This window comes from Mycobacterium sp. 1423905.2, from assembly GCF_001673155.1.
Classification (GTDB): Bacteria; Actinomycetota; Actinomycetes; order Mycobacteriales; family Mycobacteriaceae; genus Mycobacterium.
The window spans coordinates 1-15,025 of record NZ_LZLE01000218.1; the positions used below are offsets into that span (position 1 = coordinate 1).

Sequence of the window (15,025 nt, forward strand, 5' to 3'; positions counted from 1 at the left end):
TGGTCGGGCTACGGCGAGAGGCAGACCCGCCACTTGTACAGATACGTCGGGCTCGCGAAATTCATCGGCTGAGCTGGGCAGCGATGAATCCCGGTGGCCGGACGTATCGGTATTGATGCAAGCCGAACGCCACAGTGAAAGCGAGGACCCATGGTGAGGACACTGCCCATGCCAGCTCAGGTTGATTCTCTGGTCGGGACCACGGCCGTCGTGACCGGGGCTAGCCGTGGCTTCGGCCATGCCATCACGGCAGCGTTGGCAGCGGCGGGTGCGCACGTCGTCGGCGTCGCCCGCACCCGCGGCCAACTCGAGCAGGTGCACGCCGAGTTGGGGGAGCGCTTCACCGCGGTAGTTGCCGACGCGGCCGACCCGGCCACGGCCAGTGACCTCATCGACGAATTCCACCCGCGCACCATCGTGTTGAGTGCCGGCACCACGCCGTCGATGGTGGCGTTGCCCGATCAGACCTGGGAATCGTTCAGCGCGAATTGGAGCGTCGACGTCGCGCAGGTGTTTCACTGGACGCGCCGTGCGCTGAGTAAGCCGCTGATGCCCGGCAGCACGGTGATCGCCCTCTCCAGCGGTGCCGCCGTCAACGGTTCGCCGTTGAGCGGCGGCTATGCGGGAGCCAAAGCCACCGTGCGGTTCATCACCAGCTACGCCCGCGAGGAATCGCGGCGCGCCGGGCTGGGCATCGACTTCGTTTCGGTCCTTCCGCGGCTGACGCCGGTCACCGACCTGGGCGCTCATGCCGTGGCGGCTTACGCCGCGCGACAAGGTGTCGAGGTTGAGGAATTCGTGCGGTCAGCGGGGCCCGTGCTGACCGCAGCTCAAGTCGGACGGTGCGTTCTCGACATCGCGGCCAGGGCCCACCGGGATAGCGGCGCATATCTGCTGACCGCGACGGGACTTTCCCCGCTGGCCTGATCCGCGGTCAGTGGAGTAGACCAACAACAACGGAAGGCGGACATTCGGATGCGTACACCACCGATCGTGACAGCCCAGGAATGGGCGACGGCCCATCAGGAACTACTGGCCCGCGAAAAGGCGCTGACCCGGGCGCGGGACTCACTGGCGGCGCTACGCCGGCGCATGCCCTGGCAGGCGGTGACCGACGAGTACGTCTTCGACGGACCTGACGGCAAAGTCGACCTGCCGGGCCTGTTCAGCGGTCGACGTCAGCTGATCGTGTACCGCGCCTTCTTCGAACCCGGGGTTCACGGTTGGCCGGACCATGCCTGCCGGGGCTGCTCGATGATCGCCGACCACATCGGTCACCTCGCCCATCTCAACGCCCGCAACACCACGCTGGTGTTCGCCTCGCGCGCGCCGCAACCCGACATCGCCCGACTCAAGGAGCGGATGGGCTGGCGCATGCCGTGGTACACGCTGACCGACGACTTCGACCGCGACTTCGGCGTCCACGAGTGGCACGGGACCAACGCCTTCATTCGCGACGGTGACCGGGTCTACCGCACGTACTTCATCAACAACCGCGGCGACGAGGCGCTGGGCACAACGTGGAGCTTTCTGGACATGACGGCGCTCGGGCGTCAGGAGCTGTGGGAGGACTCGCCCGACGGTTATCCGCAAAGCGAGCCGTACGAATGGTGGAACTGGCACGACGAGTACGGCCAAGAAGAGCCATCGCGCTGGTTTGGTGATCCGGATCCGGAAGACCCCAATGACCAGCGTCCACCGCGTCGCGCCTAAGCGGGGACGCGGCGCATTTCGCGGGCCGACATTTTCGGGCCCGCGTATTTGCTACAGGATTCGGTGGTTCGCCTTACCGACGTGATATCCGGTCGGAAAGGATTTCTCGATGACCTGCAGCTGATGGTTGACGCGGGACTCCAGCTCAAGAACCACGCAGCCCTCGCCGTAAGCCTTGGACTCGAGCACTATGTACCGCTGACCACCACCATTGACATCGGTTATCGGGTCACCGGCGTGCAAATTCTCGACGGGTATTAATTCAGGGGATCCATTCGACTTCACCCAAATCACAGTAAGTGAATTGCATGGGTGAGGGAATAGTCGGCGATGGGCTAACCCGGGCCCGGTTGCTTGAAGAACACACTGACCCGAACGATCAGACCGTCATCGCCCTGCTCGAATACGATGCATTCCGGCCACTGCGCGCGGGCGCCGTCGACGTCGAATGCCTCGGTCAACTCCACATAGGACAGTCGCTCGGTCACCCGGGAAACCCGCTGTACGTCCAGCTGATGGCCCTGCAGTGTGGTGAGCACCTTGCGTAAGTAGGCCACGTAGCGGTCCTTACCTTCGACCACGTCGCAGAACGGACCCTCGCGCACCAGGCCCTCATCCGCGATGGTGGCGGCCAGACCATCCCAGTCGTGAGTGGCCAGGCAGGTCAGGTAGCGCTCGACGGCTCCGTTGGCACCCATCCCCTCAGGTTCAACCGCGCACCGGCGAGGGCGCAAGCGACAATGAGCAGATGCACGGCGTCAATCCACCGCAGTCCCCGGCCGAGGCGCCGACTTGCTATCGCCATCCCGGCCGTCAGACGTACGTCCGATGCACCCGCTGTGACCGTCCCATCTGTGCGGACTGCATGCGCAGCGCGGCCGTCGGTCACCAGTGCGTGGAGTGCGTGCAAGCGGGGTCCCGGACTATTCGGCAGCCACGAACCCGCTTCGGAGGCCGGCAACGATCCGCCACACCGGTGGTCACCTACGTGCTGATCGCGATCAACGTGGTGGCGTTCATTGCCGAGCTGATGTCGGTAGACGTGCAAACGCAGTTGACCCTGTGGCCACGGGCCGTCGCGAGCGGCCAGTTCTACCGGATGGTGACTTCGGCCTTTCTGCACTATGGCGGTCCGCACCTGCTGTTGAACATGTGGGCGCTCTACGTGGTAGGTCGACCTCTCGAGATGTGGCTGGGGCGACTGCGATTCGGCGCGCTGTATGCGTTGAGCGGGCTGGGTGGGTCGGTGCTGGTCTACCTTCTCTCGCCGCTGAACACCGCAACGGCCGGTGCTTCGGGCGCGGTGTTCGGGCTGTTCGGCGCGACGTTCGTAGTGGCCAGGCGTTTGGCGCTGGATGTGCGCGGCGTCGTGGCGGTCATCGTGGTCAACTTGGCGTTCACCTTCATAGTGCCGGCGGTCAGCTCGCAACTCATCAGCTGGCAAGCTCACGTCGGCGGACTGGTCGTGGGCGGGTTGATCGGGGCGGCCTACGTATATGCGCCGAGGCAACACCGAAATGCCATCCAAACGGCCGCAACGGTGGTCAGCCTGGCATTGTTCGTTGCGTTGACATGGTGGCGCACCGCAGAGTTGCTGAGCGGCCCGCTGGCATGAGCTGGTGGGTCGTCCGCGCCGAGCGCACCGTGAGCGAGGACGTGCCCGCACCACCCGGCGACGTCCGCGCCTTCTATGTCGACCTGAACAATCTGAAAATCGTCCACCCGTTGATCGTCGCGGTGCAGGTGCTGTCACGAACCCAGACCGTCGACGGCTATCTGTATACCTACCAGGTGCGGGATCGAATCCCTCTCAAGTTCTTGGCCTTTCGCGTCGCTTATCGAGCGCGATTGCACGTGCCGATGGTCGGTGACGTGCACACCGAGGCGGATCAGTTCCCGGGCATTCGGCTGCGCGGCACGGTCAGCTTCGAGTCGGCCGGCAACGGGACCCGCCTGACCGAACGGATACTCATCGCCGCGCCGCGGCCACTGGCCGGCTTCACGGTGCGGTCAGCGGTCAACGCCCATCACCAGATGCTGGTTGGCATCCGACGTCACTTCGACTCGCGCTGAACGGGTTTCCACTCCGAGGACAGCGCCAGGTCGGACAGGTATTTGGTCGAGCTCCACCCGCCGTCGACCACAATGGTCTGCCCGTTGATGAAAGCACCTCCCGCAGAGCACAAGAACGCCACCGTGCTGGCGACGTCTTCGACGGCACCCAAGCGTTGATGCGGTGTCATCTCGATGTTCATGCGCCGGAACCGTTCATCACGCAGCCGGTCTTGAGTCATGGGTGTCTGGATGACACCGGGAGCGACCGCGTTGCAGCGTATTCCTTGCGCCCCGTATTGACAGGCGACGTGGGTGGTGAGTGCGGTGAGTCCGCCCTTGGCCGCCGAGTACGCGCCACCGCGCAGCCCACCGACGACCGCGAAGGTCGAAGTGATGTTGACGATGCCTGAGCCGGGCTGCATATGCGGCAGCACCTCTCGAATCAGCCGAAAAGGCGCTCGCAACATCAGGTCGAGGAAGTAATCCAAAGATTGGTCGTCGGTTTCGTGCAGCGGCTTGGGACTTCCCACTCCCGCGGCATTGATTAGGAAGTCGATTCGGCCCCACTTTTCCAGGGCGGATTGGACGATGTTTTGGGGGGCGGCCTCATCCATCAGGTCGACCGCGTAGGTGGCTACCCGATCCTTATCGCCGAGGCGGGCCGCCAGCTGGTCGAGTTTGGTTTCGTCGCGTCCGGTGGCGAACACGGCCATCCCCATGTCGGCAAGCGCGGTGGCACAACCGGATCCGATCCCGCCGGTAGCCCCGGTGACTATGACTACCGCCATGTCATTGCCCCGACTTCATCAGCGCCGCCTTGATCTGATGCTTGAGCACCTTTCCCGCGTCATTCTTCGGCAGCGCGTCCCACATGACCACCTGCTCAGGAACTTTGAACTTTGCCACACCCGCCTCCTCGAGGAAGCCGCGAAGGTCGGCCACGTTCGGACCGGGCGCAACGGTCGGTACGACGACAGCGCAGGCCCGTTCGCCGGTGCGGGCGTCGGGCAGGCCTACGATGGCGATCTCGGTGATGCCGGGATGGCCGGCCAGGATATCTTCGACCTCTTTGGGCGAAATGTTCTCGCCGTTGCGGATAATCAGGTCTTTTGCACGGCCGGTGACCACCAGGTAGTCGTCGTCGACCCATCGCCCCAGGTCGCCGGTGCGGAAATATCCGTCGGCATCGAACGCGGGCGTCTCGTCTTCCCGGTGCTGATATCCAACCAGCATCTGCGGCCCGCGCACCCGGATTTCGCCGTCGACCAGTCGGACATCGGCGATACCCACGCGGCCATCGGTGTCGGCGGCGTAGTCGCCGTCGTCCGGTGCACCGATCGTGGTCACCGGCACCTCCGTCGAGCCATACACCCTGGTGACGACGGCCGACGCGAAGTAGTCTGCCGCCCTACGGATCAGGGCCGCGGAAACCGATGCGCCACCGCAGATGAACACTTTCAGGTCGGGCAGCCGGGTAGCTGCGTCTTGCGCCGCGGTCAACAGCTGTTCGAGGAAGGGAGTCGCACCGGCCATGTGGGTGCAGCGTTCGGCCTGCATGACGTGCACCGCGACCTCGGCGTTCCAGCGGTCCATCAGCACTGCGGTGGCGCCCAGTAGCAACGGACATTCGAAGGCGTAGATGGAGCCGCCGATGTGGGCGATGGGCGAGGCAACCAAAAACGAATCGGCGGGTTCGACCAGCCAGTGCTCGCCGATTTGGCGGATCAGCGCGTGAATCGAATTATGTGAGTGCAAAACGCCTTTGGGACGCCCGGTGGTTCCCGACGTGTACAGGATCATCCGCACCGCGTCCGGATCCACGACGGGCAGGCGCGCGGCGGTCGTCTGATCTGCCAGCAACGTCTGGAACGGTATCTGGTCGGCGGCGCCCGCGCCGCGCACCACCACGACCTCCGGTGGACGGTCCAGTTCAGCCGCCACCCGGGTCAGCATCGCGGTGTAGTCGAAGCGATTGAATTGCCCGGGAATGAAGATCATCCGACTGTCGGCGTCTTCAAGGATGAATCGCAGTTCCCGGTCTCGCATCGACGGCAGGACGGGGTTGGCCACCATTCCCGCCAGCGTGGCACCCAAGTAGATCACCGCGGCTTCGTGCCAGTTGGGCAGCAGGAAGGAGATCACGCTGCCCGGCGCAAAGCGGGCGAGCAAGGATCGCGCCAATGCCGTCGCCTGTTGGCGGAGGCTCGCACAGTCCAACCGATGTTCCCCGTCGATCACCGCGACCCGTTGCGGGGTGTCCTCGGCCGCGGCGCGCAGCGATTCGGCCAGTGTCTCCCGTACCCACCACCCGCGCTCGTACGCGGCGGCGGCGCGTTGCTCGTCCCAACGAATAAACCATCCGCGCAGCGCTTTTCGGCTCAGGGCAGCGTCAACCACGGACCCGCCGCATCGTCATCGAGTGCCGAAACCGTGATGCGGGATGGGTATTGATGGTCACCTGCGCCACCTGACCATCCGACGTCTTGTAGGTACGTTGCACCTCCAATGCCGGAAGTCCGGGGTCCACGTCGAGCCCCGCGGCCAAATGCGGTGAGACGATTACCGCGGCGATCTCCTGATGGACCTCGACGATACTCAATCCGAAGAGGTCCTCGATGAGCGGAAAGATAGGGCCTTCGTGACGGTGCAACAGCCTGCCGACCGCCGCAAACGCGCGGTTGATGTAGTACTCGGTCCGACACAGCGCGGCCGCTGACGAGTCTTGGTCGGCTTGCCGGAAGCCCCGAACGGCCAGCCACTGCTCCCCGACAGCCAGCCCGGTCCGAGCGGCAAGCGCGTCGTCGACGGTGACCATCGCCACGGACTCGATCGCCAACCGGGTGCCCGTCGCGAACGCGACCAGGTCGTTGATCGACATGACATGCTGCACATAGGAATCCGCCGAAGGCCGCGGCACCACCAACGTTCCGGTGCGCGGCCGCGACGACACCAGGTTGTCGTCGCGAAGTCGGCGCAAGGCCTCCCTGACGGTGTAGCGGCTGACCGCAAACCTCTCACACAACTCATGCTCGGTGGGCAATTGTGATCCCACCGGATAGACACCGTCGACGATTTCTTTGCGCAGGGTGCGCGCGACCTGAAGGTAGCGGTGATCGACCACCTTGGCATCGGACATCTCTGCGGGCCTCTCAACCATTCCGGCGCAATGCCAGCACGCTGCCTTCGGCGTCGGCCGAAACATACACCGTGCCATCGGGTCCGGCGGTGATGCCGGCGAACGGGCCTTGCGGTCCGGAGAAGGGCGGCATGCCACGCAGCGGCTTGGGTCTGACCCCTGGCGGGGCTCCCACCGGCAAATCCGCGGCTATGGTTCGGCGAGCCCGGGTTGCCATGTCGAACGCGACGAGCTCCTTGGCGTCCGCGTCGACGATGTAGAGTTCGGTGCCGAGCACCAGAATGCCTTGCGGTCGCTGCAACCCGTCCACCACGGTGCCGGTGCCGTCAAGCTTGACCACTCGGCCGGCGCCGGCCTCGGAGACCAGGGCGGCCCCGTCCGCCGCCACGGCCACGCCCACCGGCTCGCGCAGGTCAGATGCCAAAACGTCCACTCGTCCCCGGTCGATGGACAACACCCGGCCCGCGCCGAGTTCGGCGACGACAACAGCGCCGCCCGACGTGCCCGCAATGCCGTAGAGCTGGTCGAAACCTTGTGCCAGATAATCACATTCACCGCTATCCGGCCGGTAGCGGGCCACCTCGCCGTTAGACGTGGTGACGGCGAAAGCCCCGTCGGGCAACGGGGCCAGGCCGCGCAGGAAGCCCGGGTAGCCGGGCGTGAACATCATGGCGACCGTCCGTAGCGTTTTGTCCACCAACCGGTACAGATAGGTGCCATCGGCGATATAGAGGTTCCCGTCGACTCCGACGGCCAAATCCAGCGGCCAGTTCAATCCGCCGGGCAACACGGTGCGCGAGTGTCCGGCGGCCAGTACTTCGGTGATCTCACCGGTGAAGTTGCTGACGAACAGTCGGCCGTCCACGAAGGTCAGGTTGTCCAATCCGGGGTTCAACTCAGCCAGCACCGTCCGATCCCCGGTGCGGGGATCGATCCGCAGCACCTGGCCGCTGTGCACCTGGGTCGACACCAGGTAGCCATCGGAGTCGAATTTCACCGCGTCCGGCACGCCCAGGTCGCCGGCCACCCGTTCCGGGCTGCCGCCGTCGGGATCGATGCGCCAGATCTCATTGGCGCCCATCAGCGGGAAGTAGAGCAGTCCGTCTGGGCCGACCTCCATGGCGTTGGGCGACGGCGCGTTGTCCAGCAATACTTGCCGCACCGCGCCGTTGCGGTCGAGTTCGAGCAGGCGCCCACCAGCGCGGCATTCGCCGATGAACAGTCGGCCATGGTGGAACGTGATGCCGTTGGCGCAGGGCAGGTCATCGCGCAGCACCTTGACCTGCCCCGCGGCGTCGCGCACACTGACCCGTCCGTCCATGACCTCGGTCGCATACAGGTTGCCGTCGGGATCGAAGGCGACGTCGTCAGGTGCGGTGATGTCTCCACCCTTGGCGCTAACCGTCTGCAGTTGTCCGGACATCAGGTCCAGCGCGCTGATCTGGCTTCCGGTCACTTGTGCGATATACATCCGGCCGTCGGGCCCGGTGCGCAGACCGTTGGCACCGAACAACCGACTCGGCGGGGTCAGCCGCGTCAGAGTCCAGTCGTCGGCGAGGCGCGGTTGCCGCGCGGCCTGGTACCGCCCTTGATCAGGGCTAATCTGCTGCGACCATCCGGTTCCGGTTACCACCGCTCGCACCATAGCAATCCGGCTTTGTCCAGACAATACGTCGAGTCAGATCCGATTGTGGTCTTGACGGGCTTACTCACCTAAGAGAATCATGCTCTCTAATGAGTGCACGTCATTATCTTGTCCGGACAATATGTCGGGTGATCTGATCGGCCTGACCGGGCGCACGGTCGTGGTGGCCGGCGCGGCGGGCGGCGGCATCGGCACCACTGTGACGCGGATGGTCGCCGAAGCGGGAGCCACCGTGGTAGCGGTGAGCCGCAACCAAGCCAACCTCGACGAGCACATCGCTCCACTGGCGGCAGCGGGTCTGGCGGTGATTCCCCTCGCGGCGGACATCGCCACCGACGACGGGGTGAGCGCCACCCTCGACGCGGCCCGCAGCGCCGACGGAGAGCTGCACGGCCTGGTCAATGTCGCCGGCGGCGCCGACCCGTCGACCTGGATGCCGTCGACCCGGGTGACGCGCCGTGACTGGCAGGAGTTGTTTACGCGCAACCTCGAAACGATGTTCTTCCTCAGTCAAGCCGTGGCCGCTGAACTGAAGCGGCACAAGAGGTCAGGTTCGATCGTGTCCATCTCGTCGATCAGCGGTATGAACAGCGCGCCGTTTCACATCGCGTACGGCACGGCGAAAGCCGCGATCGTGGCGGCGACCCGAACGATGGCTCTGGAGCTGGCCTGCGACGACAACGGCACGACGATTCGGGTCAACGCGGTGGCGCCGGGCGTGACCGAAACACCAGCCTCGCGCACGTACACCGACGAGGACCCCAACCGCGACCGCCGCGCCATCGCAATGGGACGGCGCGGCCGTCCCGAGGAGGTGGCCGGCGCGATTCTGTTCCTGCTTTCCGACCTGTCGACCTACATCACCGGCCAGACGCTGCTGGTGGACGGCGGGCTGAATCTGAAGTGGGGACATCTGGATTCGGACAACACTTCGCTGTTCCTCAAGGACGAATCCTTCCGGGCCGCGATCAAGCGGTGGGACGACTGAGTGAAGGGAAGGAGGACGAGATGGACGAACTGACCGAGCCGGTCATGATCGGTGTCGAGGCATACATATCCGAGGACTATGCCCGCGCCGAACGGGACAAGCTGTGGCGCAAGGTATGGCAGCAGGTCGGGCGGGTCGAAGATCTCCCGAAGGTAGGCAGCTACCTGACCTACGACATCTTGGACGACTCGATTGTCGTGGTCCGCACGGCCGACAACACGTTCAGGGCACACCACAACGTGTGCATGCATCGTGGCCGTCGGCTGGTGGACCTACCTGCTGGCGCGAAAAGCGCATGCGGGCACAAGAAGTCATTTGTCTGCGGTTTCCACGGCTGGACCTACGATCAGGACGGCAACTGCATCCACATTCCCGAGCAGCAGGACTGGCAGGGGGCGCTGACTCCCGAAAACACCCATCTGGCGCCGGTCAATGTCGACACCTGGGGCGGCTGGATCTGGATCAACATGGATCCGGATTGCGAACCCCTGCGCGACTATCTGGAACCGGCCGCCACCATGCTCGATCCGTTCGGTCTCGCCGACATGCGCTGCAAATGGCGGAAATGGCTGCACTTCCAATGCAACTGGAAGGTCGCGATGGAGGCGTTCAACGAGACCTACCACGTCGCGACCACGCATCCGCAGTTCAACAAGTTCGGCAACTTCCGGGGCTGGGCCGCCGCGCACGGCAAGCACAGCAATATCGGTTATGACGCGCCGACGGATCTGGCCGAGACCAAATCCAAGATCCGATTGGGCACCGGGGCAGACCCGCGCATCTCCACCGCCGAAATGCAGCTTTACACCTTGGAAGAAACCAACGCCACCACGACCAGGACACTGGTGGAAGCCGCGCAACGGCTGGTCGACGAATTACCCGACGACGCGCCCGCCGACCAGGTGCTCAGCCACTGGCTCACGTCCGCGCAGCGCGACGACGCCGCTCGCGGGGTGATCTGGCCGACGATCGACCCCGAACACCTGGCCAACAGCGGCACCGCCTGGCAGATCTTTCCGAATTTCCAGATCGGGCAGGGCCTGACCACTGCACTGTGCTACAGCGCCCGGCCGTACGGATACAACCCGGACCACTGCATCTTCGAAGCGGCCTGCTACGAGCTGTACCCGAAAGGCGAAGAGCCACACACCGAGTGGGTGTACGCACCGCCGGACGACCCGAACTGGCGCAGTGTGCTGCCGCAAGACTTCTCCAACATGGCCGCGGTTCAGCAAGGAATGAAGTCACTGGGATTCGGCGGACCCAGGCCCAACCCGTATATGGAACGCAGTACCGCCAACCTGCACCGCAACCTCGCGAAATACATGGGGACCGGAGCGCCCCGCCAACTATCGACGGAGACACCGCAATGAAAGTCAATATCGGCCTGGGGGCCCACAACTCACACGACTGGGATCGCGTGCTCGCCGAGGATTTCAGCCAGCCGCCGACCACCCCGGACTGGGAATGCGTCCAGTCCACCCTGGCGATCGGGGATCTGGCCGAACCGCTGGGATTCGACGGCATCTGGCTGCCTGAGCACTGCGGGACGCCGTATGGCATGACGCCCAATCCCATTCAGGCGCTCAGCTACTTCGCCGGGCGCACCGAACGCGTTGGACTGGGCACCTTCGTCGCGGTCGCCCCGTGGTGGCATCCCGTCCGGCTGGCACACCAGATCGCCTACCTGGACATCATCTCCAATGGCCGCTACACCACCATCGGGATCGGCCGTGGGGTGTCGAAGGGCGAGTTCGCCGCCGTCGGAGTGCCGCGCGAAGAGAGCCGGCAGCGATTCAACGAAACCCTCGACATCTTGCAACTGGCGTTGTCGGGCGAGCGGTTCTCTTATCAGGGCGAGATCTTCACGGTGCCGGAAATGTCGTTGCGGCCCGAGCCACGGACACCCGACCTGTTCTCCCGCATCTACAGCTCCTCCTCGACGGCCGAGTCGCTGGAGATTCTCGCCCGCCGCGGCATGGTGCCGCTTTTCGTGGGTAACAAGCCGATCGAGGACGCCGGGCGAGAAGTACAGCAGGTCAACATCTTCCGCAAAGAAGAAGGCCTGGCGCCATGCCAGCCGAAGAACGTCATGTTCATGTACTGCACGCCCAGTGCCGACGGCGCCGCCAAGAGCGAAGAGTGGATCTGGACCGCCAACCGGGATGTCACCGTGCACTACGGGTTCGCCGACGCGTCCAACTTCAAGGGCGTCAAGGGCTATGAGGCCTACGCCGCCCGGGAGGCGAGCGCCACTGCCGTGCTGGCGTCCTCGGTGAGCGGCGAAGCCAAAGGGCCGTCCAAGACACCCGGATACCACGCCTCCAACCTGCTGATCGGGACACCGGAGGAGATCTTCCACCGCATCCAAGCCGCCCAGCAAGCGTGTTCCTTCTGTGAGCTGACCATCGTGCCGCAGTTCGGCACCATGCCCTACGAGGAGGCAATGGCAAGCACCCGGCTGTTCGCTCAGGAGGTGCTGCCCGCCGTTCACGACATGGACGCACCCTTACATCCCGCTGCGCTGCCGGAAAACGCCCTGGCATGACCGGAGTTTCCGACTGCGCCCCGACGCAGACACCTGTCGACATCGATCTGCCCGCGCTGCGCGAGAAGTACCGGCAGGAACGCGACAAGAGGCTGCGCCCGGAAGGGTCCAAGCAGTACATCGAATTGGTCGACGACTTCGCCGGCTACTACGAAACCGACCCCTACTCGGCGCCGTTCGTGCGCGAACCCATCGCCGCGGACATCGACGTCGCGGTCCTCGGCGGCGGCTTCGGGGGGTTGCTGTGCGCGGCCAACCTGAAGAAGGCCGGCGTCGAGGACGTTCGCATCATCGAATTGGGCGGCGATTTCGGCGGTGTCTGGTACTGGAACCGCTATCCCGGCCTACAGTGTGACAACGAATCCTATTGTTACATACCGTTACTGGAAGAGCTGGACTATATTCCCAGCAAGAAGTTCGCCGACGGCACCGAGATATATCAGCACTGCCGGCGCATCGGGAAGCATTACGGTCTCTACGATTCGGCCGTCTTCTCCACCCAGGTCACGGCATTGCACTGGGACGACGCGATGCGCCGGTGGCGCATCAGCACCGACCGCGACGACGACATCCGCGCCCGCTTCGTCGTGTTGGCGTCGGGTCCCTTTCACCGGCCGAAACTTCCTGGCATCCCGGGAATCAAAGACTTCAAGGGTCACAGCTTCCACAGTTCGCGGTGGGACTACGACTACACCGGCGGCGATAGCAACGGCGGACTGCACAAGCTCCACGACAAGCGGGTTGCCGTGGTCGGCACCGGCGCCACCGCCGTGCAGATCATCCCTTTCCTGGGTCGAGATGCCCAGCACCTGTATGTCTTTCAGCGCACCCCGTCGTCGGTCGGCGCACGCAACAACACGCCTACCGATCCTGAATGGGTCAAGACACTGCGGCCCGGCTGGCAAAAGGAGCGGCAACGCAACTTCCACGCCTGGACGTTCGAAGGAATGGCGCCCGGTCAACCCGACTACGTTTGTGACTTCTGGACCGAGCTGGGCCGCAACACCGCAGCGCGGGTACTGGCCCTGGACGACCCCGCATCGATGAGCCCCGAGGAGTTCATGGCCATCCGCGAGGAAGAGGACTATAAGGTCATGGAGCGGTTGCGGCGCCGGGTGGCAACGATCGTCGAAGACCCGCAGACCGCCGAGGCGCTCAAGCCCTACTATCGGTTCCTGTGCAAGAGGCCGTGCACCAACGATGAGTACCTGCCGACTTTCAACCGGCCGAACGTGACCCTGGTGGACGTCTCGGCCAGCAAAGGTGTGCAGCGAGCAACCGAAAAGGGGCTGATCGCCAACGGAATCGAGTACGAGGTCGACTGCATCATCTATGCCAGCGGATTTGAGATCACCACCGAGATCAGCCGGCGGTATTCCATCGAAGAAATCGTCGGCCGCGACGGGCTGTCGCTTTTCCACTACTGGCGCGACGGTTATAAGACCTTTCACGGCATGACCAGCCGCGGGTTCCCCAACCAGTTCTTCACCGGCTTCACCCAGGTCGGGATCTCGGCCAACATCGCCGCCAACTATGAGTTGCAGGGCGAACACATCGCCTACATCATCGCCGAGGCCCTGGCCCGGGGAGCGACGACCGTGGAGCCCAGCCAGCAGGCGCAGGACCAGTGGTGCCAAACCATCCGCGACACCGCCATCGACAACAGTCAATTCGACCGCGAGTGCACGCCTGGCTATTACAACAACGAAGGTGGCGGCGCGGGAGCCGCCGCGGGCGAAGGCATCCGGTCCCATATCGGCGAACCGTACGGTCCTGGCTTCTACGCGTTCGGTGACCTGCTCGCCGGGTGGCGCGACCGCGGCGACCTGGACGGCCTGGTTCTCGGCTCATGACCCCCGACCTCAGGTTCGACGAACGCGTCGCCGTGGTCACCGGCGCCGCCCGCGGATTGGGCCGCGCCTATGCGCTCATGCTGGCAGCGCGGGGCGCCAAGGTGGTCGTCAACGACAGCGGTGGTGCGCTGTCCGGAGCCGGGATCGACGAGTGCCCCGCGCATCAGGTGGTCGCCGAGATCAGGGCGGCCGGCGGTGAGGCGATCGCCTGCGTCGAATCGGTTGCGACGGCCCAGGGCGGCCACGCGATTATCCAAGCGGCACTGGACAACTACGGCAGGATCGACGTCCTCATTCACAACGCCGGCAATGTGCGGCGCGCGCCGCTGCGGGACATGAGCTACGAGGATTTCGACGCGGTTCTCGATGTACACCTGCGCGGCGCCTTCCACGTCGCGCGGCCCGCCTTCGGCCTGATGTGTGACGCCCACTACGGCCGCGTCGTCCTGACCTCGTCGATCGGCGGTCTCTACGGCAACCATGGCGTCGCCAATTACGCCGCCGCCAAAGCCGGCCTGATCGGGTTGTCCAACGTCATCGCGCTCGAAGGCGCGGAAAACGGAGTGTTGTGCAATGTCGTCGTCCCAGCGGCGGTGACCAGAATGGCTGAGGGACTGGACATTTCGGCATACCCGCCGATGGGCACCGACCTCGTCGCACCGGTCGTCGGGTTGCTGGCGCACGAATCCTGCCCCGTCAACGGTGAAATGTTCGTTGCCCTCGCGGGAAGAGTCGCCCGGGCAGTAGTCGCGGAAAGCCCAGGCGTGCAACGCCTGTCCTGGTCGGTGGAAGACGTTGCCGAGCAGCTGTACGCCATCCGGGACCTGTCGGCCATGATCTGGGTGCAGTAGGGTCCCATCACCATTGCGGTGAGGTCGACGACTCGCACCCCGGCCAGGGGTCCGGCGCTAGCCATGATGTGCGCGCTCCCGGCTCGCCCAGGCCGCGGACTCGAAGCTATAGCGGATATGGTCGTCGTGGCCGTGGGGCACCGGCGGGAAGATGAGCGGGGCCGACAGGTCCCGGATGGCGTACAGCTGCTCGGCAACGTCTTCCACCGACCAGGACAGGCGTTGCACGCCTGGGC

15 protein-coding genes and 1 pseudogene are annotated in these 15,025 nt (G+C 64.7%); 9 read left to right on the forward strand and 7 right to left on the reverse strand.

Features of this window, described 5'->3' with window-relative positions; translation table 11 throughout:
- The first annotated feature begins 168 nt into the window (after positions 1–168).
- Both A9W95_RS13380 and A9W95_RS13385 read left to right on the forward strand, forming a co-directional pair.
- Positions 169–927: an SDR family oxidoreductase gene (locus A9W95_RS13380; RefSeq protein ID WP_067413263.1), complete on the forward strand. Its 759-nt coding sequence runs from the start codon at positions 169–171 to the stop codon at positions 925–927.
- 48 nt (positions 928–975) lie between these two features.
- Positions 976–1,713 carry a DUF899 domain-containing protein gene (locus tag A9W95_RS13385; RefSeq protein ID WP_067413226.1) on the forward strand — a complete coding sequence of 246 codons (738 nt, stop codon included), beginning with the start codon at positions 976–978 and terminating at the stop codon, positions 1,711–1,713.
- 51 nt (positions 1,714–1,764) lie between these two features.
- On the opposite strand, the gene A9W95_RS26295 is transcribed toward A9W95_RS13385, so the two are convergent.
- A complete protein-coding gene (locus A9W95_RS26295) occupies positions 1,765–1,998 on the reverse strand; it encodes a hypothetical protein (protein WP_082983079.1) in 234 nt (77 codons plus the stop codon).
- Positions 1,999–2,048: 50 nt separating this feature from the next.
- Positions 2,049–2,411 (reverse strand): nuclear transport factor 2 family protein, encoded by a 363-nt coding sequence (locus tag A9W95_RS13395; protein ID WP_067413232.1) that lies wholly within the window; start codon positions 2,409–2,411, stop codon positions 2,049–2,051.
- A gap of 50 nt (positions 2,412–2,461) precedes the next feature.
- On the opposite strand from A9W95_RS13395, the gene A9W95_RS13400 reads away from it, so the two are divergent.
- Entirely contained in the window at positions 2,462–3,328 is an 867-nt protein-coding gene (locus A9W95_RS13400) for a rhomboid family intramembrane serine protease (protein WP_082983078.1), read from the forward strand.
- Positions 3,325–3,786, forward strand: coding sequence for an SRPBCC family protein (locus A9W95_RS13405; protein WP_067413237.1), 462 nt, complete (start codon positions 3,325–3,327; stop codon positions 3,784–3,786). Before A9W95_RS13400 ends, A9W95_RS13405 begins: the two co-directional genes overlap by 4 nt.
- Here A9W95_RS13405 and A9W95_RS13410 read toward each other — a convergent pair.
- From A9W95_RS13410 to A9W95_RS13425, 4 genes are read right to left on the reverse strand one after another with little or no spacing between them, the layout of a single operon-like run.
- On the reverse strand, positions 3,768–4,556 hold the full coding sequence (locus tag A9W95_RS13410; RefSeq protein WP_067413239.1) for an SDR family NAD(P)-dependent oxidoreductase: 789 nt from the start codon (positions 4,554–4,556) through the stop codon (positions 3,768–3,770). The two genes, A9W95_RS13405 and A9W95_RS13410, sit on opposite strands and share 19 nt — an antisense overlap.
- Before the next feature lies 1 nt (position 4,557).
- Complete coding sequence (locus A9W95_RS13415) at positions 4,558–6,120, reverse strand: AMP-binding protein (RefSeq protein WP_067413264.1); 1,563 nt, start codon at positions 6,118–6,120, stop codon at positions 4,558–4,560.
- 37 nt (positions 6,121–6,157) lie between these two features.
- On the reverse strand, positions 6,158–6,904 hold the full coding sequence (locus A9W95_RS13420) for a GntR family transcriptional regulator (protein WP_067413242.1): 747 nt from the start codon (positions 6,902–6,904) through the stop codon (positions 6,158–6,160).
- Between the two features lie 13 nt (positions 6,905–6,917).
- Positions 6,918–8,549, reverse strand: coding sequence for an SMP-30/gluconolactonase/LRE family protein (locus A9W95_RS13425; protein ID WP_067413245.1), 1,632 nt, complete (start codon positions 8,547–8,549; stop codon positions 6,918–6,920).
- Between the two features lie 121 nt (positions 8,550–8,670).
- Between A9W95_RS13425 and A9W95_RS13430 the strand changes: the two genes are divergently transcribed.
- The 5 genes from A9W95_RS13430 to A9W95_RS13450 are packed head-to-tail and all read left to right on the forward strand — an operon-like array spanning position 8,671 to position 14,789.
- On the forward strand, positions 8,671–9,537 hold the full coding sequence (locus A9W95_RS13430) for an SDR family NAD(P)-dependent oxidoreductase (RefSeq protein WP_067413248.1): 867 nt from the start codon (positions 8,671–8,673) through the stop codon (positions 9,535–9,537).
- A gap of 20 nt (positions 9,538–9,557) precedes the next feature.
- Positions 9,558–10,910: an SRPBCC family protein gene (locus A9W95_RS13435; RefSeq protein ID WP_067413251.1), complete on the forward strand. Its 1,353-nt coding sequence runs from the start codon at positions 9,558–9,560 to the stop codon at positions 10,908–10,910.
- Positions 10,907–12,085: an LLM class flavin-dependent oxidoreductase gene (locus A9W95_RS13440; RefSeq protein ID WP_067413254.1), complete on the forward strand. Its 1,179-nt coding sequence runs from the start codon at positions 10,907–10,909 to the stop codon at positions 12,083–12,085. The genes A9W95_RS13435 and A9W95_RS13440 overlap by 4 nt, the downstream gene beginning before the upstream one ends.
- Positions 12,082–13,938 carry an NAD(P)/FAD-dependent oxidoreductase gene (locus tag A9W95_RS13445; RefSeq protein WP_067413256.1) on the forward strand — a complete coding sequence of 619 codons (1,857 nt, stop codon included), beginning with the start codon at positions 12,082–12,084 and terminating at the stop codon, positions 13,936–13,938. The genes A9W95_RS13440 and A9W95_RS13445 overlap by 4 nt, the downstream gene beginning before the upstream one ends.
- Entirely contained in the window at positions 13,935–14,789 is an 855-nt protein-coding gene (locus A9W95_RS13450; protein WP_067413259.1) for an SDR family NAD(P)-dependent oxidoreductase, read from the forward strand. Before A9W95_RS13445 ends, A9W95_RS13450 begins: the two co-directional genes overlap by 4 nt.
- On the opposite strand, the pseudogene A9W95_RS27965 reads toward A9W95_RS13450, so the two are convergent.
- Positions 14,765–14,854: pseudogene (locus A9W95_RS27965) on the reverse strand (CoA transferase); the annotation flags it as partial. The gene A9W95_RS13450 and the pseudogene A9W95_RS27965 sit on opposite strands and share 25 nt — an antisense overlap.
- Positions 14,855–15,025: the final 171 nt, after the last annotated feature.

What these genes read in the sequence shown, in the direction of transcription:
- A9W95_RS13380 (WP_067413263.1), top strand. Translation starts at nt 169, where the DNA reads ATGCCAGCTCAGGTTGATTCTCTGGTCGGGACCACGGCCGTCGTGACC.
- A9W95_RS13385 (WP_067413226.1), top strand. Translation starts at nt 976, where the DNA reads ATGCGTACACCACCGATCGTGACAGCCCAGGAATGGGCGACGGCCCAT.
- A9W95_RS13395 (WP_067413232.1), bottom strand. Translation starts at nt 2,411, where the DNA reads ATGGGTGCCAACGGAGCCGTCGAGCGCTACCTGACCTGCCTGGCCACT.
- A9W95_RS13400 (WP_082983078.1), top strand. Translation starts at nt 2,462, where the DNA reads ATGCACGGCGTCAATCCACCGCAGTCCCCGGCCGAGGCGCCGACTTGC.
- A9W95_RS13405 (WP_067413237.1), top strand. Translation starts at nt 3,325, where the DNA reads ATGAGCTGGTGGGTCGTCCGCGCCGAGCGCACCGTGAGCGAGGACGTG.
- A9W95_RS13410 (WP_067413239.1), bottom strand. Translation starts at nt 4,556, where the DNA reads ATGGCGGTAGTCATAGTCACCGGGGCTACCGGCGGGATCGGATCCGGT.
- A9W95_RS13420 (WP_067413242.1), bottom strand. Translation starts at nt 6,904, where the DNA reads ATGTCCGATGCCAAGGTGGTCGATCACCGCTACCTTCAGGTCGCGCGC.
- A9W95_RS13425 (WP_067413245.1), bottom strand. Translation starts at nt 8,549, where the DNA reads ATGGTGCGAGCGGTGGTAACCGGAACCGGATGGTCGCAGCAGATTAGC.
- A9W95_RS13430 (WP_067413248.1), top strand. Translation starts at nt 8,671, where the DNA reads ATGTCGGGTGATCTGATCGGCCTGACCGGGCGCACGGTCGTGGTGGCC.
- A9W95_RS13435 (WP_067413251.1), top strand. Translation starts at nt 9,558, where the DNA reads ATGGACGAACTGACCGAGCCGGTCATGATCGGTGTCGAGGCATACATA.
- A9W95_RS13440 (WP_067413254.1), top strand. Translation starts at nt 10,907, where the DNA reads ATGAAAGTCAATATCGGCCTGGGGGCCCACAACTCACACGACTGGGAT.
- A9W95_RS13445 (WP_067413256.1), top strand. Translation starts at nt 12,082, where the DNA reads ATGACCGGAGTTTCCGACTGCGCCCCGACGCAGACACCTGTCGACATC.
- A9W95_RS13450 (WP_067413259.1), top strand. Translation starts at nt 13,935, where the DNA reads ATGACCCCCGACCTCAGGTTCGACGAACGCGTCGCCGTGGTCACCGGC.